This is a genomic window from Klebsiella sp. BDA134-6 (assembly GCF_015601345.1).
In the GTDB taxonomy this organism is placed as follows: Bacteria; Pseudomonadota; Gammaproteobacteria; order Enterobacterales; family Enterobacteriaceae; genus Klebsiella; species Klebsiella grimontii.
Genome location: NZ_CP064784.1, coordinates 359,578 through 378,991 on the forward strand (window position 1 = coordinate 359,578; position 19,414 = coordinate 378,991).

Annotated in this window: 18 protein-coding genes; 14 read left to right on the plus strand and 4 right to left on the minus strand. The window is 56.4% G+C overall.

From position 1 onward, the window contains the following. Window positions 1–119 precede the first annotated feature (119 nt). Complete coding sequence (gene malE / locus IYV58_RS01650) at window positions 120–1,310, minus strand: maltose/maltodextrin ABC transporter substrate-binding protein MalE (protein WP_112167070.1); 1,191 nt, start codon at window positions 1,308–1,310, stop codon at window positions 120–122. 370 nt (window positions 1,311–1,680) lie between these two features. Between malE and malK the strand changes: the two genes are divergently transcribed. The 5 genes from malK to ubiA all read left to right on the plus strand — a co-directional run bounded on the left by malK (window position 1,681) and on the right by ubiA (window position 6,856). Next, window positions 1,681–2,790 carry a maltose/maltodextrin ABC transporter ATP-binding protein MalK gene (gene malK, locus IYV58_RS01655; protein WP_004097762.1) on the plus strand — a complete coding sequence of 370 codons (1,110 nt, stop codon included), beginning with the start codon at window positions 1,681–1,683 and terminating at the stop codon, window positions 2,788–2,790. A gap of 171 nt (window positions 2,791–2,961) precedes the next feature. Then, on the plus strand, window positions 2,962–4,248 hold the full coding sequence (locus tag IYV58_RS01660) for a maltoporin (RefSeq protein WP_004097765.1): 1,287 nt from the start codon (window positions 2,962–2,964) through the stop codon (window positions 4,246–4,248). A gap of 107 nt (window positions 4,249–4,355) precedes the next feature. Continuing rightward, window positions 4,356–5,288 (plus strand): maltose operon protein MalM, encoded by a 933-nt coding sequence (gene malM / locus IYV58_RS01665; RefSeq protein WP_004097766.1) that lies wholly within the window; start codon window positions 4,356–4,358, stop codon window positions 5,286–5,288. A gap of 188 nt (window positions 5,289–5,476) precedes the next feature. Further along, complete coding sequence (gene ubiC / locus IYV58_RS01670; protein WP_014227537.1) at window positions 5,477–5,974, plus strand: chorismate lyase; 498 nt, start codon at window positions 5,477–5,479, stop codon at window positions 5,972–5,974. Window positions 5,975–5,986: 12 nt separating this feature from the next. Continuing rightward, window positions 5,987–6,856: a 4-hydroxybenzoate octaprenyltransferase gene (gene ubiA, locus IYV58_RS01675; RefSeq protein WP_004127792.1), complete on the plus strand. Its 870-nt coding sequence runs from the start codon at window positions 5,987–5,989 to the stop codon at window positions 6,854–6,856. A gap of 91 nt (window positions 6,857–6,947) precedes the next feature. Here ubiA and plsB read toward each other — a convergent pair whose 3' ends face one another. Continuing rightward, window positions 6,948–9,371, minus strand: coding sequence for a glycerol-3-phosphate 1-O-acyltransferase PlsB (gene plsB / locus IYV58_RS01680; protein WP_004127795.1), 2,424 nt, complete (start codon window positions 9,369–9,371; stop codon window positions 6,948–6,950). A gap of 129 nt (window positions 9,372–9,500) precedes the next feature. Between plsB and IYV58_RS01685 the strand changes: the two genes are divergently transcribed. The 4 genes from IYV58_RS01685 (at window position 9,501) to IYV58_RS01700 (ending at window position 12,335) form a co-directional block, all read left to right on the plus strand. Further along, entirely contained in the window at window positions 9,501–9,869 is a 369-nt protein-coding gene (locus IYV58_RS01685) for a diacylglycerol kinase (protein WP_004127797.1), read from the plus strand. Between the two features lie 122 nt (window positions 9,870–9,991). Continuing rightward, on the plus strand, window positions 9,992–10,600 hold the full coding sequence (gene lexA / locus IYV58_RS01690) for a transcriptional repressor LexA (protein WP_004097774.1): 609 nt from the start codon (window positions 9,992–9,994) through the stop codon (window positions 10,598–10,600). Between the two features lie 72 nt (window positions 10,601–10,672). Next, window positions 10,673–11,989, plus strand: coding sequence for an MATE family efflux transporter DinF (gene dinF, locus IYV58_RS01695; RefSeq protein ID WP_004127801.1), 1,317 nt, complete (start codon window positions 10,673–10,675; stop codon window positions 11,987–11,989). Between the two features lie 136 nt (window positions 11,990–12,125). Continuing rightward, window positions 12,126–12,335 carry a CsbD family protein gene (locus tag IYV58_RS01700; RefSeq protein WP_004137568.1) on the plus strand — a complete coding sequence of 70 codons (210 nt, stop codon included), beginning with the start codon at window positions 12,126–12,128 and terminating at the stop codon, window positions 12,333–12,335. A 214-nt stretch (window positions 12,336–12,549) separates the two neighbouring features. On the opposite strand, the gene zur is transcribed toward IYV58_RS01700, so the two are convergent. Next, window positions 12,550–13,065, minus strand: a complete 516-nt coding sequence (gene zur, locus IYV58_RS01705; RefSeq protein WP_004127803.1) for a zinc uptake transcriptional repressor Zur — start codon at window positions 13,063–13,065, stop codon at window positions 12,550–12,552. 192 nt (window positions 13,066–13,257) lie between these two features. On the opposite strand from zur, the gene IYV58_RS01710 reads away from it, so the two are divergent. The 3 genes from IYV58_RS01710 to pspG all read left to right on the plus strand — a co-directional run bounded on the left by IYV58_RS01710 (window position 13,258) and on the right by pspG (window position 15,231). Further along, on the plus strand, window positions 13,258–13,746 hold the full coding sequence (locus IYV58_RS01710) for a cupin domain-containing protein (protein WP_004127806.1): 489 nt from the start codon (window positions 13,258–13,260) through the stop codon (window positions 13,744–13,746). 104 nt (window positions 13,747–13,850) lie between these two features. Further along, the gene (gene dusA / locus IYV58_RS01715; RefSeq protein ID WP_123828569.1) at window positions 13,851–14,849 is read left to right on the plus strand and encodes a tRNA dihydrouridine(20/20a) synthase DusA; all 999 of its coding nucleotides are present in this window, start codon (window positions 13,851–13,853) and stop codon (window positions 14,847–14,849) included. 139 nt (window positions 14,850–14,988) lie between these two features. Further along, window positions 14,989–15,231 carry an envelope stress response protein PspG gene (gene pspG, locus IYV58_RS01720; protein WP_195729380.1) on the plus strand — a complete coding sequence of 81 codons (243 nt, stop codon included), beginning with the start codon at window positions 14,989–14,991 and terminating at the stop codon, window positions 15,229–15,231. A 304-nt stretch (window positions 15,232–15,535) separates the two neighbouring features. Here the strand turns inward: pspG and IYV58_RS01725 are convergent, their stop codons facing one another. Next, a complete protein-coding gene (locus tag IYV58_RS01725) occupies window positions 15,536–16,519 on the minus strand; it encodes a quinone oxidoreductase (RefSeq protein ID WP_195729381.1) in 984 nt (327 codons plus the stop codon). A 61-nt stretch (window positions 16,520–16,580) separates the two neighbouring features. On the opposite strand from IYV58_RS01725, the gene dnaB reads away from it, so the two are divergent. After that, window positions 16,581–17,996, plus strand: coding sequence for a replicative DNA helicase (gene dnaB, locus IYV58_RS01730; RefSeq protein WP_004097788.1), 1,416 nt, complete (start codon window positions 16,581–16,583; stop codon window positions 17,994–17,996). Window positions 17,997–18,140: 144 nt separating this feature from the next. Beyond that, window positions 18,141–19,220, plus strand: a complete 1,080-nt coding sequence (gene alr / locus IYV58_RS01735) for an alanine racemase (protein WP_004127814.1) — start codon at window positions 18,141–18,143, stop codon at window positions 19,218–19,220. The last annotated feature ends 194 nt before the right edge of the window (window positions 19,221–19,414 follow it).

Genomic DNA, 19,414 nt, shown 5'->3' on the forward strand with positions numbered 1-19,414 from the left:
TCACTTACTGATGTAAGCGCCTGGGGATTTGCATCCTTGCCGCCTCGATGTAGCGCGAATGATTTCGTGTAACAACGTATTCAACAAACCTTATTCCCTAAGAAATAAGGGAAACCGTATTACTTGGTGATACGAGCCTGTGCGTCTTTCAGCGCCTCTTCAACGGTCTGGCGACCGCTAGCGGCGTTGATCACTGCGGTACGAACGGCATACCAGAAGGCGGACATCTGCGGAATATTCGGCATGATTTCACCATTCTTGGCGTTAGCCATGGTGGCGGCGATACGCGGATCTTTTTCCAGTTTTTCCTGGAAGGATTTCAGCGCGACCGCGCCCAGCGGTTTGTCCTTGTTCACTTCATCCAGGCCCTGATCGGTCATCAGGTAGTTTTCGAGGAACTCTTTCGCCAGTTCTTTGTTCGGGCTGGCGGCGTTAATACCGGCGCTCAGTACGCCAACGAACGGTTTAGACGGGTTGCCTTTGAAGGTCGGCAGCAGGGTAACGCCGTAGTTAACCTTGCTCTTATCGATGTTAGACCACGCCCACGGACCGTTGATGGTCATCGCGGTTTCGCCTTTGTTGAATGCCGCTTCCGCGATGGAGTAGTCGGTGTCGGCGTTCATATGCTTGTTCTTAATAAGGTCGACCAGGAAGGTCAGGCCTGCTTTCGCGCCAGCGCTATCCACGCCTACGTCTTTCACGTCGTACTTGCCGTTTTCAAACTTGAACGCATAACCGCCGTCGGCGGCAATCAGCGGCCAGGTGAAGTACGGTTCTTGCAGGTTGAACATCAGCGCGCTCTTACCTTTCGCCTTCAGTTCTTTATCCAGCGCCGGGATCTCTTCCCAGGTTTTCGGCGGATTTGGCACCAGGTCTTTGTTATAGATCAACGACAGCGCTTCGACGGCAACCGGGTAGGCAATCAGCTTGCCGTTATAGCGAACCGCGTCCCAGGTGAACGGATAGAGTTTGTCCTGGAAAGTTTTGTCCGGGGTAATTTCCGCCAACAGGCCGGACTGGGCGTAGCCGCCAAAACGGTCGTGGGCCCAGAAAATGATGTCAGGGCCGTCGCCGGTCGCGGCAACCTGCGGGAATTTCTCCTCCAGCTTATCCGGATGTTCTACGGATACTTTAATGCCGGTGTCTTTTTCAAACTTTTTACCCACTTCAGCGAGGCCGTTGTAGCCTTTGTCGCCGTTAATCCAGATAACCAGCTTACCTTCTTCGATTTTTGCGAGGGCAGAGGCGGAAAACATCATCGTGGTCAATGCAGACAGCGCGAGGATGCGAGCGCCAGTTTTGATTTTCATATACCCGTCCTATTTGGTGATGTGCTCGTGGATACACTTGAGTGGCTTAACGGTGATGAGTTTCCTTTTTTAACAACCTCTTTCCATCCTCCCCATGTCTACGCCCCATCCCCCGATTGTGTGATCTCCATAGCAGAAATGCCGGTTATGAGTCCTGGAGCACATAAAAAGGAGGCCAATTTTGCAGGCTGCATCACGAAATGGGTATCGGCCCGCCCCCCCCAGCGGCGAGACGTCATCTCTCATCCTCCCGTCTCCTCCCCCATGAAAAAGCCGGGGGGTGGAGGATTTACCAGACTAATGAATGCCGCATAGTCAGCCCATCTTGAATGTGTCGTTAAGTGACAGGTTGTAACGAAGGGAGAAGGGCATGGCGAGCGTACAGCTGCGAAATGTAACGAAAGCCTGGGGTGACGTGGTGGTATCAAAAGATATCAATCTCGAGATCCAGGATGGGGAGTTCGTCGTGTTTGTTGGGCCATCAGGCTGCGGCAAATCCACCCTGCTGCGTATGATTGCCGGGCTGGAAACGGTGACCAGCGGCGATCTGCTGATTGGCGATACCCGAATGAATGATGTTCCGCCCGCCGAGCGCGGTATCGGGATGGTGTTTCAGTCTTATGCACTTTACCCCCATCTTTCCGTCGCGGAAAACATGTCTTTTGGCCTGAAGCTGGCCGGCGCCAAAAAAGAGCTGATTAACCAACGCGTGACTCAGGTGGCGGAAGTGCTGCAGCTGGCTCACCTGCTGGAGCGTAAACCGAAAGCGCTTTCCGGCGGTCAGCGCCAGCGCGTGGCGATTGGTCGTACCCTGGTGGCTGAACCGCGCGTTTTCCTGCTGGATGAACCGCTCTCCAACCTCGATGCCGCGCTGCGCGTACAGATGCGTATTGAGATTTCCCGTCTGCATAAGCGTCTTGGCCGCACGATGATTTACGTGACCCACGACCAGGTCGAAGCAATGACCCTCGCCGACAAGATTGTGGTGCTGGACGCCGGTCGCGTCGCGCAGGTCGGCAAGCCTCTCGAACTCTATCACTACCCGGCGGATCGCTTCGTCGCGGGCTTTATCGGTTCGCCGAAGATGAACTTCCTGCCGGTCAAAGTCACCGCTACCGCCATTGAGCAGGTGCAGGTGGAGCTACCGAACCGTCAGCAGGTCTGGCTGCCGGTGGACAGCGCCCGCGTTCAGGTCGGCGCCAATATGTCTTTAGGTATTCGCCCGGAACATCTGCTGCCCAGCGATATCGCCGACGTCACCCTTGAAGGTGAAGTTCAGGTGGTCGAACAGCTCGGCCACGAAACGCAAATTCATATCCAGATCCCATCCATCCGTCAAAACCTGGTTTACCGCCAGAACGACGTGGTGCTGGTAGAAGAGGGAGCCACATTCGCCATCGGTTTGCCGCCGGAGCGCTGCCATTTATTCCGTGAGGATGGCACCGCTTGTCGTCGGCTGCATAAAGAGCCGGGCGTGTAGGGCTTCTAACTAAAAAAAAACACAAAACCATTCGCGCTGCATCGAGGCGGCAAGGGAATGAATCCCTGGGAGCGTACAAAAGTACGTGACCAGGGTGAGTGAGCGCAGCCAACAAAGAGGCAGCCCGAAGGGTGAAGTGTTCAAAGAAAAGCAATGATCTCAGGAGATAGAATGATGATTACTCTGCGCAAACTTCCACTGGCGGTCGCCGTTGCGGCAGGCGTTATGTCTGCTCAGGCGCTGGCCGTTGATTTCCACGGTTATGCCCGTTCTGGTATCGGCTGGACCGGCAGCGGCGGTGAGCAACAGTGCTTCCAGGCAACCGGCGCTCAAAGTAAATACCGTCTGGGTAACGAATGTGAAACCTATGCGGAACTGAAGCTGGGCCAGGAAGTATGGAAAGAAGGTGATAAGAGCTTCTACTTCGATACCAACGTCGCCTACTCTGTGTCACAGCAGAACGACTGGGAATCCACCAGTCCGGCATTCCGTGAAGCTAACGTGCAGGGTAAAAACCTGATCGAATGGTTGCCAGGTTCCACCATCTGGGCCGGTAAGCGCTTCTACCAGCGTCATGACGTTCATATGATCGACTTCTACTACTGGGATATTTCTGGTCCTGGTGCGGGTATTGAAAACATCGATCTGGGCTTCGGTAAACTCTCTCTGGCAGCAACGCGTTCTTCTGAATCCGGCGGCTCCGGCACCTTCGCCGATCGCGACGAGTTCGGTAATCGCGTCTATGACAATATCGTGCCGAACGATGTATTCGACGTGCGTTTAGCCGGTCTGGAAACTAACCCGGGCGGCACGCTGGAACTGGGCGTTGACTACGGCCACACTAACATCCCTGATGATTACTCACTGCAGCCGGGCGCTTCCAAAGACGGGTGGATGCTCACCGCTGAGCATACTCAGAGCATGCTGAAAGGCTTTAACAAATTTGTTCTGCAGTATGCAACTGACTCTATGACCTCCAGCGGTAAAGGCGTTCCGCAGGGTGGCAGCATTAATAACGATGGATCTATGTGGCGCGTGTTGGACCACGGTGCGATCTCTCTGGGCGATAGCTGGGATCTGATGTACGTCGGTATGTACCAGGATATCGACCGCGACAACAACAATGGTACCCAGTGGTGGACCGTCGGCGTTCGTCCAATGTACAAGTGGACGCCTATCATGAGCACCCTGATGGAAATCGGCTACGACAACGTCAAATCTCAACGCACCAGCGATCGTAACAGCCAGTATAAAGTGACTCTGGCACAGCAGTGGCAGGCTGGTGACAGCATCTGGTCCCGTCCGGCAATCCGCGTATTCGCAACGTACGCTAAATGGGATGAGAAATGGGGCTATAACGATAGCGGCGTAGCGTACAACGACACCAGCGCTAAAACCTTTAGCCGTGGCGATAGCGACGAGTGGACCTTCGGTGCCCAGATGGAAATCTGGTGGTAATCGAGCCTGACCGTTCGTAACTAAAAGAGGGGCGCAAGCCCCTCTATCTTAGGCCCAGCGCGCTATTGCCTGGCTACCGCTCGGCCATCGGAATTGAGGTGATAACAATGAAAATGAAGAAAAGTCTCGTTGCCCTCTGCCTGTCCGTCGGCCTGATGGCCTGCGTACCCGCAGTCAGTTTTGCTGATGTTAATTTCGTGCCGCAGAACACCTCTGCCGCGCCGTCGATTCCGGCCTCCGCGTTGCAGCAGTTGACCTGGACTCCGGTCGATCAATCCAAAACGCAGACGACAAAGCTCGCCGTGGCCGGACAGACGCTCAGTGTCCCCGGTATCAGCGGCCCGGTCGCCGCATACAGCGTTCCGGCGAATATTGGCGAGCTCAATATTACGTTAACCAGCGAAGTGGAAAAACAAACTGCGGTATATGCGCCGAACGTGCTGATTCTTGACCAAAATATGACGCCATCCGCGTTTTTCCCCAGCAGCTACTTCACTTATCTTGAACCGGGAGTGATGAGTTCAGATCGTCTGGAAGGCGTAATGCGCCTGACTCCGGCGCTGGGACAGCAGAAAATTTATGTGCTGGTTTTTACCACGCCGCAGGATTTGCAGCAGACCACTAAATTAATCGATCCGGCGAAGGCTTACGCCAAAGGTACCGGCAATGCGGTGCCGGATATTCCGGATCCCATCGCGAAACACGTTACAGACGGCACCATTAGCCTGAAGGTGAAAACCTCTACCGGCTCCAGCGTGCTGGTTGGCCCGTTGTTTGGTTCGTCAGGTCCGGGGCCCGTTACCGTCGGTAATACCGCTGCTCCTGCCTATAGCGCGCCGGTTGTCGCGCCGGCCCCGGCTCCGGCGGCGAAAAGCGAACCGATGCTTGATGACACCGAAACCTATTTCAACAACGGCATTAAGCAGGCGGTTGCGAAAGGCGATATCGATAAAGCCCTGAAATTGATGAACGAAGCTGAACGTCTTGGCTCGAAATCTGCTCGTTCCACCTTTATCAGCAGTGTAAAAGGCAAGGGGTGACCGTCTCCCCGCAATGCTGATGTTTAGGCACAGCCTTTAGGTGCGTCCGTCAGGGCGCACTTTTTTTTAGCGCGCCGCAGCCTCTGTTGCACGGCTGTTGCGCGGATGATCGTATATTGACGTTTGCCCGCCCCCGATGCCCCATTCTGCGATACAATACCTTCACGTTATGTACCGGAGATTCAGGCATGCCACATCCTGCGCTTACGCAACTGCGTGCGCTGCATTATTTTGCCGCTATGCCCCCGCTGGATGCGCATCTGCGCGACTGGTTATTGCTGGAAGACTCAATGACCAAACGCTTTGAGCAGCAGGGGAAGAAAGTCAGCGTCATCATGGTTAACGAAGGTTTTGTTGGACGCGACGCGCTGGCCGGTGAGGCGCCCCTGTTACCGAGCGAACCCCGCTACTGGCTGCGGGAAATCATTCTTTGCGCCAACGGTGAACCCTGGCTGGCCGGGCGCACGATAGTGCCCGAATCAACGCTGAGCGGCCCCGAACTGGCGCTGCAACAGCTGGGGCAAACGCCGTTGGGCCGCTATCTCTTCACGTCATCGACGCTAACCCGCGATTTTATTGAAATTGGTCGTCATGCAGAGCTGTGGGGGCGTCGTTCCCGTCTCCGGTTGAGCGGCAAACCGCTGCTGCTGACGGAACTGTTTTTGCCTGCATCGCCGTTGTATTAAGAGGAAAATGAAATGGAGTGGAGTCTGACGCAGAACAAGCTGCTGGCGTTTCACCGCCTGATGCGTACTGACAAACCGATTGGCGCGCTGCTGCTGCTGTGGCCGACGCTGTGGGCGCTGTGGGTGGCGACGCCGGGGATACCGCCGCTATGGATCCTCGCCGTTTTCGTCGCCGGCGTCTGGCTGATGCGCGCCGCAGGCTGCGTGGTCAACGATTATGCCGATCGCAAGTTTGACGGCCACGTCAAACGGACGGCCCACCGCCCGTTGCCGAGCGGCGACGTGAGCGAAAAGGAGGCGCGGACGCTGTTTGTCGTGCTGGTGCTGCTTTCGTTCCTGCTGGTGTTGACCCTGAACACCATGACCATTTTGCTGTCGGTAGCGGCGCTGGCGCTGGCATGGGTATATCCGTTTATGAAGCGCTATACCCACCTGCCGCAGGTAGTACTGGGCGCGGCGTTCGGCTGGTCGATCCCGATGGCCTTTTCGGCGGTCAGCGAATCGCTGCCGCTGAGCTGCTGGCTGATGTTCCTCGCCAATATCCTGTGGGCGGTGGCCTACGATACCCAGTATGCGATGGTCGATCGTGATGATGACGTCAAAATAGGTATTAAATCGACGGCGATTCTCTTTGGCGACAACGATCGCTTAATCATCGGCATTTTACAGGTGGCGGTGCTGGCCCTGATGGCGGCGGTAGGCTGGCTGAGCGGGCTGGGCTGGGAGTATTACTGGTCGTTGTTTATCGCCGCGGCGCTGTTCGCCTGGCAGCAGAAGCTAATATTTAAACGCGAACGCGATGCCTGCTTTAAGGCGTTTATGAACAATAACTACGTTGGGCTGGTGCTGTTTCTTGGTCTGGCGATGGGATATATGCAGTAGTTCTTCCCGGCTTGCGGCATAAACGCCTTAGCCGGGCTACAAAACCGCATGGGCCGGTAGCCCGGCGCAAGCCGGGACATCTCTTTAAACGTTACGCTTCATCCTGGGTAACGCTTTCAATCGTTAACCGCACATCCGAAGTAATCAGATCCGCCAGCATGCGGTAGATCTTCAACGTCTCTTCCGGCTCGGCGTCCCCGGTATCGCTGATATAGCCTTCGTCACGCAGGGTCAGCACCAGCGTGCTGAACACCGCCTTATCGAAGAACTCCGGCGCGTTGATGCCGTGCAGAACGGACAGGCGCTGCGCCACGGTGCGGCTCTCTTTCTCCAGCGAACTGCGGTTGATTGACGGGTTAGCGCTCAGCAGCCAGAAGGTAATGGCGTAGCGCTGCAGCGTTTCGCGCGCGCCTGCGGCCAGCAGCTGCAGAGAACGGGCGTGAGACGGATTAACGCTCACCTCATCGTTGTTCAGGGCGATCAGACCCTGACGCTGCATCTCGGCGATCAGCGCATCGACGACGCCCGCCAGCTCCGCTTTTTCCCAACGCAGGAATAGCTCGGCCTTGAGGAACGGATAGAACATCTCAACGTGACGCAGAATTTCGGCGCGGGTAATGCGACGATGCTGAGTGACGATGGCGGCTAACAGCGACGGCATCACCAGCATATGGGCGATGTTGTTGCGGTAATAAGTCATCAGGACGGCCTGCTCGCGCGGCAGAATGATGATATCGCCAATGGTGTCTTTCTCGACTTCGAACTTGTTCATCTGCAGCGCGTGGTCGATAAGCTCGCTGGCTGAGGCCGCAGGCGTGGTCGCATCCGCTGAATATGGCACGTTGCGCAGCAGGGCGAGATAGCACTCCAACTGCTCGGTGAGCTGCTCGCGGGTCAGTGAGCGTTGACGCGATGCCAGCAGCGCGGTACAGCACAGGTTCATGGCGTTAGCCGCGCCGGCATTGTTGATGCGTACCATCAGATCCGAGGCGATGTTATTCACCGTCGGCGTCAGCCAGGAAGGACGGACCGCTTCGATAGGGTCGATAGACTCGCGCCAGTCCGGCACATGCTGGTTCAGATAGGTCATCAGCGGCAGCGGTTCGCCGAAGTTAACGTAGCCCTGGCCGAGATTGCGCAGCTTGCTCAAGCCGCGCAGCATCTGCGGCAGACTCTCTTTCTCTTTTGTCGCGCCGCGCAGCTCTTTGGCGTAGGTGCCGACCTCCATCACGTGCTCGTAGCCGATGTAAATCGGCACCAGGGTGATAGGGCGATTACCGCCGCGCAGCATTGCCTGGATGGTCATCGACAGAGTGCCGGTTTTCGGATCCAGCAGACGACCAGTACGTGAACGCCCGCCCTCCACGAAGTACTCCACCGAATAGCCGCGGCTGAACAGCTCGCCAAGATATTCGCGAAATACGGTTGAGTAGAGCTTATTGCCCTTGAACGTGCGACGAATAAAGAACGCGCCGCCGCGACGGAAGATCGGCCCGGCGGGCCAGAAGTTCAGGTTGATGCCGGCAGCGATATGCGGCGGCACCAGGCCCTGATGATAAATGACGTAAGAGAGCAGCAGATAGTCCATATGGCTGCGGTGGCATGGGACGTAGACTATCTCGTGGCCTTCGTGCGCCAGCTGACGGACACGCTCGGCGTTATGGACGTTGATGCCCTGATACAACCGGTTCCAGGTAAAGCCCAGCACGCGGTCTGTCAGGCGAATCATCTCGTAGGAGAAGTTTGCCGCGATCTCTTCCATCAGAGCGATAGCGTTTTGCTGCGCCTTTTCATGAGAAATCTTCTTGCTGCGCGCTTCGTCTTCTACCGCACGGGCAATGGCTTTCGACGCCAGCAGTTTATTAAACAGATCCTGGCGCGCGGGGAGGCGCGGGCCGACCGCCGCCAGACGCTGACGGGCGAAGTGCATGCGCGCCACGCGGGCCAGCTTCTGGGCGATGGTTTTATCGGTACCGTGTTCGTCCGCCATCTTACGCAGCGAGACCGAAGGCGAGAAACGGACGAAGCTATCGCGGCCCAGCCACAGAACGGCGAAGAATTTTTGAATGCCGTTGAGCATACGCAGCGGCGGGTTAACCTCGCCTTTTTCACGCCCCGGCGCGCGCCCGAACATCACCGAAACCGGCACCATCTGCACGTCAAGATCGGGATGATTGCGGTGCAAATCCAGATAGTCGTGAAAGAGCTTGATAGACTCTTCTTTCGGCGTGTAATAGGTGAACACGCGCGGCCCGCCGTGGATAAATACGTAGCGCGGAAGCAGGGCGCCGTCGATCTCGAGCGGCTCCAGCGGGTCCGGTAACTCATGTTCCAGACATTGCGCGCGCAGCGTCAGCAGGTCCGCCTTCGAATTGTAGGGCAGGACGTACATAATAGGACGCGAGGTATCCAGGCCTAATTCCTGCGCAGGTTGCGCCGGAATCGACTTGCTTTTTACCAGCGCCCTTAATGGTAAATTCAGTAATTTATAGTAAATTCGTTGCCAGCCAGACATAGACGATGTGAAGCCTCTGGTTAATCATGCAAATGCGCCGCAAGAATAACAGAAAGTGCGCAAAATTTCCGTTGTAACGCGGCAAACGCGTACACTCATTGACGTCATTTACATAAAAAGGTTTGTTTGATGGCCAATAATACCACTGGGTTAACCCGAATTATTAAAGCTGCCGGGTATTCCTGGAAAGGATTCCGTGCGGCGTGGGTCAATGAGGCCGCATTTCGTCAGGAAGGCATCGCGGCCGTCATTGCCGTGGCGATCGCATGCTGGTTGGACGTCGATGCTATCACGCGGGTGCTGCTCATTAGCTCGGTCTTGCTAGTGATGATAGTTGAAATTATCAATAGCGCGATTGAGGCGGTGGTTGACCGTATCGGTCCCGAACATCATGAGCTTTCGGGGCGAGCGAAAGATATGGGATCGGCGGCAGTTCTGCTGGCGATTATCATCGCGCTGATCGCATGGGGAACGCTGCTGTGGGCGAACTACCGCTAAGTCTTGTCGTAGCTGCTCGCAAAACGGAAAGAAACTCCTGATTTTTGTGTGAAATGTGGTTCCAAAATCACCGTTAGCTGTATATACTCACAGCATAACTGTATATACACCCAGGGGGCGGAATGAAAGCGTTAACGACCAGGCAGCAAGAGGTGTTTGATCTCATTCGGGATCATATCAGCCAGACGGGCATGCCGCCGACGCGTGCGGAGATTGCTCAGCGCTTGGGGTTTCGCTCCCCAAACGCGGCGGAAGAGCACCTGAAAGCGCTGGCGCGTAAAGGCGCAATCGAGATCGTTTCCGGCGCCTCCCGCGGAATTCGTCTGCTGACGGAAGAAGAAACCGGTCTGCCGCTTATCGGCCGCGTCGCGGCAGGTGAGCCGCTGCTGGCCCAGCAGCACATTGAAGGCCACTACCAGGTGGACCCGGCCATGTTTAAGCCGAACGCCGATTTTCTGCTGCGCGTTAGCGGTATGTCGATGAAAGACATCGGTATTCTTGATGGCGACCTGCTGGCCGTCCATAAAACGCAGGATGTGCGCAATGGCCAGGTGGTTGTGGCGCGCATCGACGAAGAAGTGACCGTGAAGCGTCTGAAAAAACAGGGTAACGTCGTGGAACTGCTGCCGGAAAACAGCGAATTCTCGCCAATTGTGGTCGACCTTCGCGAACAAAGTTTTACTATTGAAGGCCTGGCCGTCGGCGTTATCCGCAACGGCAACTGGCAATAATCTCTTCATCTCGCGGCATCATCATCTGAAGCATGATGCTGCGTCGTTTTTCCTCATTTAGGCGCTTTCTCCATGCTTTTTAACGCCGCCGACAAAGCCCTGTGGCGCTTAGCGCTGCCCATGATCTTCTCCAATATCACCGTTCCGCTGCTGGGGCTGGTGGATACCGCCGTTATTGGCCATCTCGACAGCCCGGTTTATCTGGGCGGCGTGGCGGTTGGCGCAACGGCGACCAGCTTCCTCTTTATGCTGCTCCTTTTCCTGCGCATGAGTACCACCGGGCTAACGGCACAGGCGTTTGGTGCCAGGGATCCGCAGCGGCTGGCGCGCGCGCTGGTGCAGCCGCTGGGCCTGGCGCTGGCCGCCGGGCTGGCGATTGTGCTTTTCAGGATCCCGTTGATAAACCTGGCTCTGCATATTGTCGGCGGCAGCGAAGCCGTGCTTGAACAGGCCAGGCGTTTCCTTGAGATCCGCTGGCTAAGCGCGCCGGCCTCGCTGGCGAACCTGGTCCTGCTGGGCTGGCTGCTGGGCGTGCAGTACGCCAGAGCGCCGGTGATCCTGCTGGTGGTCGGCAACGTCCTCAACATTGTGCTCGATTTATGGCTGGTGATGGGCCTGCATATGAACGTGCAGGGAGCTGCACTGGCGACGGTCACCGCAGAATACGTCACTTTCTTTATTGGTCTGCTGATGGCGAGACGCGTGCTGGCGCTGCGCGGCGTTTCCCTGTCGATGCTGAAAAATGCCTGGCGCGGCGATATACGCCGCCTGCTGGCGCTGAATCGCGACATCATGCTGCGCTCGCTGCTGCTACAGCTCTGCTTCGGGGCGGTGACGGTATTTGGCGCCCGCCTCGGCGCCGATGTCGTCGCGGTCAATGCGGTCCTCATGACGATGCTGACCTTTACCGCCTATGCGCTGGACGGTTTTGCCTATGCCGTTGAGGCGCACTCCGGGCAGGCCTACGGCGCGCGCGACGACAGCCAGCTGCTTGCGGTCTGGCATGCGGCCTGCCGCCAGTCGGGGATGGTGGCGCTGGGGTTTGCGCTGATTTACGGCCTTGCCGGTGAACAGATTATCGCGTTGCTGACCTCGCTGCCTTCGCTGCAGCAGTTGGCCGACCGCTATCTGGTCTGGCAGATGATCCTGCCGGTCATCGGCGTCTGGTGTTACCTGCTGGACGGCATGTTTATCGGCGCGACGCGCGGCGCGGAGATGCGCAACAGCATGGCGGTCGCAGCAGCAGGGTTTGCCCTGACGCTGTTTACCGTACCGGCGCTCGGTAACCACGGGCTGTGGCTGGCGCTGACGGTATTTCTCGCCCTGCGCGGCGCTTCCCTGGCGGTTATCTGGCGGCGCCACTGGCAGCGCGGAACCTGGTTTTCGTAATGCCTTTGGCTCTTCTGATGGTTAAAGATTCCGAATAATAAATCTTACTCAGAATACTCATCTATAGTTAAGTCATGTCCGGCACACAGCGGGCTGTTCATTCACCGAACGATCACCGAACGATGAGGAATGCATGATGAATAAAGACGAAATCGGCGGTAACTGGAAACAGTTCAAAGGTAAAGCGAAAGAAAAATGGGGCAAGCTGACCGACGATGACATGACCGTCATTGAAGGCAAACGCGACCAGCTGGTGGGCAGAATTCAGGAACGTTACGGTTACGCAAAAGACCAGGCAGAGAAAGAAGTGACCGACTGGGAAACTAAAAACGACTATCGCTGGTAGCGAAAACGCCGTGTTTTAACCCCTTACTATTGTCTGCCCTAACGATTTATACCCTAAATAATGCGAGTTGCAGGACAAGGCACTCGTGCTTTGAACAGCGCTTGCGCTGGCCCCGAAGGGCGAAGCTCATGGATGAGCCGAGTACCAAAGCCAACGCACATGCAACTTGAAGTATGACGGGTATACACCCTTGATTCCCGCTGCGGCTACCGCCTCAGCGGGCTTTCTTTTTGATCTGAATGGTATGGTCGTGGTGGCAATGGCCCGGCGTACTGCAGGACTCAACCTCGACGCAGGCGGCGCACAGGCCGTGAGCCTCAATGACGTTGTGGCGCAGGGCGAATCCCATTCTTGCCGCCAGCGTATGCATAATATCTTCGACGCCTTCCGCACACTCTTCTTTGACGCCACCGCAGCGGTCGCAGATAAACATCGCCGAGCTGTGGGTAGGCTGATCGAAAAGGTGACACAGTACGTAGCTATTGGTGGATTCCACCTTATGTACGAACCCTTGCTCCAGTAAAAACTCCAGCGCCCGGTATACCGTTGGCGGTTTCGCCTGAGGTTCTTTATCACGAAGGAGATCGAGCAGATCGTAGGCGCTGATTGCCCCTTGCTGTAGGCTCATCAAACGCAATACTTCGAGGCGCTGCGGGGTCAGGCGCACGCCACGCTGCGCGCACAGCTTTTCAGCATGCGCTAACATTTGTTGCGAAGTGGTCTTATCCATGAGCGTCCTCTGGTTGCGTGAATCTGAAACTGTTACTTTATCACGATACCGGTAAAACGCCGAGACCCGGCGGGATATAGCCGTCACACTTCATGTGACATGTGCGTTGGTCGCCCCGGTCATGCGCTCTCGGGGCGCGCTATCTTGCCGCCTTATGCTATACCTGAAGCATCTCATTTTCGGGAGAAAACGATGAAACGACCTGATTGCATACGACACTGGCGTGAACTGGAAGGTGCGGATGATTCCACCTATCCCGACAGTACTGAGCTTTTCTCCATCGGCGCGCCGCTGGCGCGCGGCCTGCGACTGAATCGTCTGGGGATCCACCATGAACGTCTGCCGCCCGGGCGTCGTACCTCCTACCCGCATGCGGAAAGCGATGAAGAAGAGTTCATCTACGTGCTGGACGGCTATCCTGAGGTGTGGATTAACGGCTACCTCTGGAAGTTGGAGCCGGGGGATAGCGTCGGTTTTCCTGCTGGAACCGGCATTTGCCATACCTTCCTCAATAACACCGAGCAGGAGGTGCGGCTGTTAGTCGTTGGCGAGGCAAACAAGAAATTCAATCGCATCTACTACCCGCTGAACCCAGGCTATGCCGCCACGCGTCAGGATCGCTGGGTTGACCATCCGCCGCAGTTTTTTGGCCCTCACGACGGGAAGCCGCGGAAAATATAGCGTTTATTGCGGGATAAAAAAGGTGAGCGCTGACGCTATGCGTCAGTGGTTTATCTTTATGCTATAGTAGCGCCCCTTTTTACCCGGATGCTTATTTATTCGCCATGATGTCAGAATCAACGCCTACTGCTTTCGCCGCTCACCGTTTTTCCATCGCGCCGATGCTCGACTGGACCGATAGACACTGCCGTTATTTTCTGCGTCAGCTGTCGCGCCATACGCTGCTGTATACCGAAATGGTGACCACCGGTGCGATTATTCACGGCAAGGGCGATTATCTGGCCTACAGCGAAGAAGAACATCCGGTCGCCCTGCAGCTCGGCGGCAGCGATCCGGCTGCGCTGGCGCACTGCGCGAAGCTGGCGCAGGCGCGCGGCTACGATGAAATTAACCTCAACGTCGGCTGCCCGTCAGATCGCGTGCAGAACGGTATGTTTGGCGCTTGCCTGATGGGGAATGCGCAGCTGGTTGCCGACTGCATTAAAGCGATGCGCGACGTCGTGTCGATCCCGGTCACGGTAAAAACCCGTATCGGCATTGATGACCAGGACAGCTACGCGTTTCTGTGTGATTTTATCGAAACGGTATCCGGGAAAGGCGAATGCGAGATGTTTATCATCCACGCGCGCAAAGCCTGGCTTTCAGGTCTGAGTCCAAAGGAAAACCGCGAGATCCCGCCGCTGGATTATCCGCGCGTCTACCAGCTTAAACGTGATTTCCCGCATCTGACCATGGCGATTAACGGCGGCATTAAGTCGCTGGAAGAGGCAAAGCTGCATCTTGCGCATATGGACGGCGTGATGGTCGGCCGCGAGGCTTATCAGAATCCGGGCATTCTGGCCTCGGTGGATCGGGAGATTTTCGGCGTGGAAGGCGTCGATGCCGATCCGGTCTCCGTGGTCCGGGCGATGTATCCCTACATCGAGCGCGAGCTTAGCAACGGGACTTATCTCGGACATGTGACGCGTCATATGCTGGGGCTGTTTCAGGGGATACCTGGCGCGCGCCAGTGGCGTCGCTATCTGAGCGAAAATGCGCATAAAGCCGGGGCGGATATCAACGTGTTGGAACAGGCGCTGAAGCTGGTTGCCGATAAGCGTTAGTTTTTCGCTAAAACCTGGTCAAATTCACCACGCCCTGCACGTTTCGTGTTGGGCGTTTTTGTTTTTATTCAATAGCTTATATTTGGCACGATTTTTGTAACATCCGGCAAGGTAGATAAATTTCTTTAGGGGAAAGACGATGCTGGAACTCTTATTTGTTATTGGCTTTTTTGTCATGCTGTTGGTCACCGGCGTGTCGCTGCTGGGCATAATTGCCGCGATTGTGGTCGCGACCGCGCTGATTTTTGTCGGCGGTCTGTTTGCATTAATGATTAAACTGCTGCCGTGGCTGCTGCTGGCCGTTATCGTGGTTTGGCTGATTCGGGCGATAAAATCGCCAGCCGCGAACCGCTATCGCGGTAATAACCGCTGGCGTTACTAAGGTATTGAGCGGTATGTCACAACCTGAAGATTTTTGCATAAAACAGCGTAGGCTTTGCTTATTAAATCTGTCACTATTAGCGGGTTAACGAATTCATCGCGCTGTACCCTACATACAGCCGAACAAAAAAAAGTAAGGGCTTCCCATGTGGAAGCCCTAAACTTTTCTTCTTTTCCCGTCATACTTCAGGCTACAGGGGCGTTGGTTGCTTGCATTCACCCCAATCACTTACTGTTGTAAGCTCCTGGGGATTCATTCACTTACCATCTTCCTGTAGCCCGAATTATTTAGGGAAAAGCCATAACTATGGCAAGAGCAAACTTGAACCCTGCGTCGCCCGGCTTTCCAGCACCTCATGCGCGCGCCTGGCGTCGGTTAACGCATATTTTTGACTCTCCGCGACATCCACTTTTATCACGCCGCTGGCGATCAGCGAGAACAGCTCGTTGCTGGCTTCCGTCAGCTCGTCACGCGTGGTGATATAGCCCTGCAGAGAAGGGCGGGTGACGTACAGCGAACCCTTTTGATTGAGGATCCCGAGGTTGACGCCGGTCACCGGGCCGGAAGAATTGCCAAAGCTCACCATCAGCCCCCGACGCTGCAGGCAGTCAAGTGAGGCTTCCCAGGTATCTTTACCGACTGAATCATACACCACGTGGACTTTCTTACCGTCGGTGATCTCTTTCAGGCGCTCGACGATATTCTCTTCGCGATAGTTAATGATCTGCCAGGCGCCGGCCTGTTTAGCGCGTTCAGCTTTTTGCGCGCTGCCGACGGTACCGATTAGCTTCGCGCCCAGCGCTTTGGCCCACTGGCAGGCGATGAGCCCGACGCCGCCGGCCGCTGCATGAAACAGGAACGGCTCGCCCGCTTTGATCTCGTAGGTTTTCCGCAGCAGGTAATAGACCGTGAGCCCTTTCAGGAATGAGGCCGCCGCCTGCTCGAAAGAGATCGCGTCCGGCAAAATAGCGGCCTTATCGGCGGGGACATTGTGGACAGTGCTATAGGCTCCCAGCGCCGATTGTGCGTAGACCACCCGATCGCCGGCTTTAATATGTTTCACGCCGCTGCCAACTTTGCTCACCACGCCAGCGGCTTCGGTGCCCAGACCGCTCGGCAATGATGGTGGTGGGTAGAGGCCGCTGCGGATATAGGTATCAATGTAGTTGATGCCGATGGCCTTATTCTCTACCTGAATTTCGTGCTCTGCGGGATCTTTCGGCATGAACTCTACCGCTTGCAGAACTTCAGGCCCTCCGTGCTGGTGAAATTCAATTCGTGTTGCCATGCTTCCTCCAGAAATGTGGTAATCTTTCGACCCATTCACTATCTCGGTAACTCCATTCACTATGGCAGGAAATAAACCCTTCAACAAACCACAGACTGAACCCCGCGAGCGTGATTATCAGCTTGATGGGTTGAAGGTCCCGCCGCACTCGATTGAAGCGGAACAGTCGGTGTTGGGCGGTTTAATGCTGGATAACGAACGTTGGGACGATGTTGCCGAGCGCGTTGTTTCGGAAGATTTTTATACCCGTCCGCATCGCCATATTTTCACCGAAATGGCGCGTCTGCAGGAGTCGGGAAGCCCGATTGACCTGATTACGCTCGCGGAATCGCTGGAGCGTCAGGGTCAGTTGGACAGCGTCGGCGGCTTCGCCTATCTGGCCGAATTATCGAAAAATACGCCAAGCGCGGCGAATATTAGCGCCTATGCCGATATCGTTCGCGAACGCGCGGTCGTACGCGAAATGATCTCTGTGGCGAATGAAATCGCCGAAGCCGGCTTTGACCCCCAGGGCCGCACCAGCGAAGATCTGCTCGACCTCGCCGAATCCCGAGTCTTTAAAATCGCCGAAAGCCGCGCGAATAAAGACGAAGGGCCGAAGAATATCGCCGACGTGCTCGACGCCACCGTGGCGCGTATTGAGCAGCTGTTCCAGCAGCCGCATGACGGCGTCACCGGGGTAAATACCGGCTATGACGATCTCAACAAAAAGACCGCCGGTCTTCAGCCGTCGGACCTGATTATCGTTGCCGCGCGTCCGTCTATGGGTAAAACGACCTTTGCGATGAACCTCGTGGAAAACGCGGCGATGCTGCAGGATAAACCGGTACTCATCTTCAGTCTCGAGATGCCTTCGGAGCAGATTATGATGCGTTCTCTGGCCTCACTGTCGCGCGTTGACCAGACCCGCATTCGAACCGGCCAACTGGATGACGAAGACTGGGCGCGCATTTCCGGCACCATGGGGATCCTGCTGGAAAAGCGCAATATTTATATTGATGACTCCTCCGGCCTGACGCCGACGGAAGTGCGCTCCCGCGCGCGGCGTATTGCCCGCGAGCACGGGGGGATCGGACTTATCATGATCGACTACCTGCAGCTGATGCGCGTGCCGTCGCTCTCCGATAACCGTACGCTGGAAATCGCCGAAATTTCGCGCTCGCTCAAGGCGCTGGCGAAGGAGCTACAGGTGCCGGTGGTGGCGCTGTCGCAGCTTAACCGCTCGCTGGAACAGCGTGCGGACAAGCGCCCGGTGAACTCCGACCTGCGTGAATCCGGATCCATTGAGCAGGACGCCGACTTAATCATGTTTATCTACCGTGACGAGGTTTATCACGAGAACAGTGATTTAAAAGGCATCGCCGAAATTATTATTGGTAAACAGCGTAACGGCCCTATCGGGACGGTGCGCCTGACGTTTAACGGCCAGTGGTCGCGTTTTGATAATTATGCTGGGCCACAATACGACGACGAATAAATCTCCGTCATCCTTCATGCCGCAGATGCGTTGACTACGCCTGTTCACCCGGTCACTTAGTTTACTAAGCTTCCGGGGATTCTCAGGCTTGTCGCCTTCCTGCAACACGAAGGATTTAGGAGATTCTTTTATTAAGGAATTCAAATGCAAGCGGCAACTGTAGTCATTAACCGCCGCGCTCTGCGACACAACCTGCAACGTCTGCGTGAACTGGCGCCCGCCAGCAAACTGGTTGCGGTGGTGAAAGCGAACGCCTACGGACACGGTCTTCTTGAGACCGCGCGAACGCTCCCTGACGCCGATGCTTTTGGCGTCGCCCGTCTTGAAGAAGCTCTGCGCCTGCGCGCGGGCGGTATCGGCCAGCCGATTCTGCTGCTGGAGGGGTTCTTTGAGGCTGCCGACCTGGCGGTGATTTCCGCCCAGCGCCTGCACACGGCGGTACACAGCCCGGAACAGCTGGCGGCGCTGGAGGAAGCGGATTTACCCGAGCCGGTCACCGTATGGATGAAGCTGGATACCGGAATGCATCGATTAGGCGTTCTGCCTGAGCAGGCCGAAGCGTTTTATCAGCGTCTTAGCCAGTGTAAAAACGTCCGCCAGCCGGTCAACGTGGTCAGCCATTTTGCCCGTGCGGATGAGCCTGAGTGCGGCGCGACCGAACGTCAGCTGGATATCTTTACCACCTTCACGGAAGGGAAACCGGGACTGCGCTCTATCGCCGCATCCGGCGGTATATTGCTGTGGCCCCAGTCGCATTTCGACTGGGCGCGTCCGGGGATCATTCTCTACGGCGTGTCGCCGCTCGACGGTAGCTCTACCGGCGCGGACTTTGGCTGCCAGCCGGTGATGTCTCTGACCTCGAGCCTGATTGCGGTCCGCGAGCATAAAGCCGGGGAGCCGGTGGGCTACGGCGGAACCTGGATCAGCGAGCGTGATACGCGTTTAGGGGTGGTGGCGATGGGCTACGGTGACGGCTATCCGCGCGCTGCGCCGTCCGGGACCCCGGTGCTGGTCAACGGCCGCGAAGTGCCGATTGTGGGTCGCGTGGCGATGGATATGATTTGCGTCGATCTCGGGCCCGAAGCGCAGGATAAATCGGGCGACCCGGTGGTGCTGTGGGGCGAAGGCCTGCCCGTCGAGCGTATTGCCGAAATCACAAAAGTAAGTGCTTACGAACTTATTACCCGCCTGACTTCACGGGTATCAATGAAGTACGTGGATTGATTTCAGCCAGCGCTCTTTCCCCCGGTGGCGGCTGACGGCTTACCGGGGGGCTACGTATTCGCTACCGGCTGCGGGTCGGTAGCCAGGATAAGGCGTTTTAAGCCGCCATCCGGGATGGCTGGCAAACCCAGCCATCCGCCAACATCCTCTCGACCTTCTTTCACATCCGGTTTATTGTGTTATGACGAGCCCAT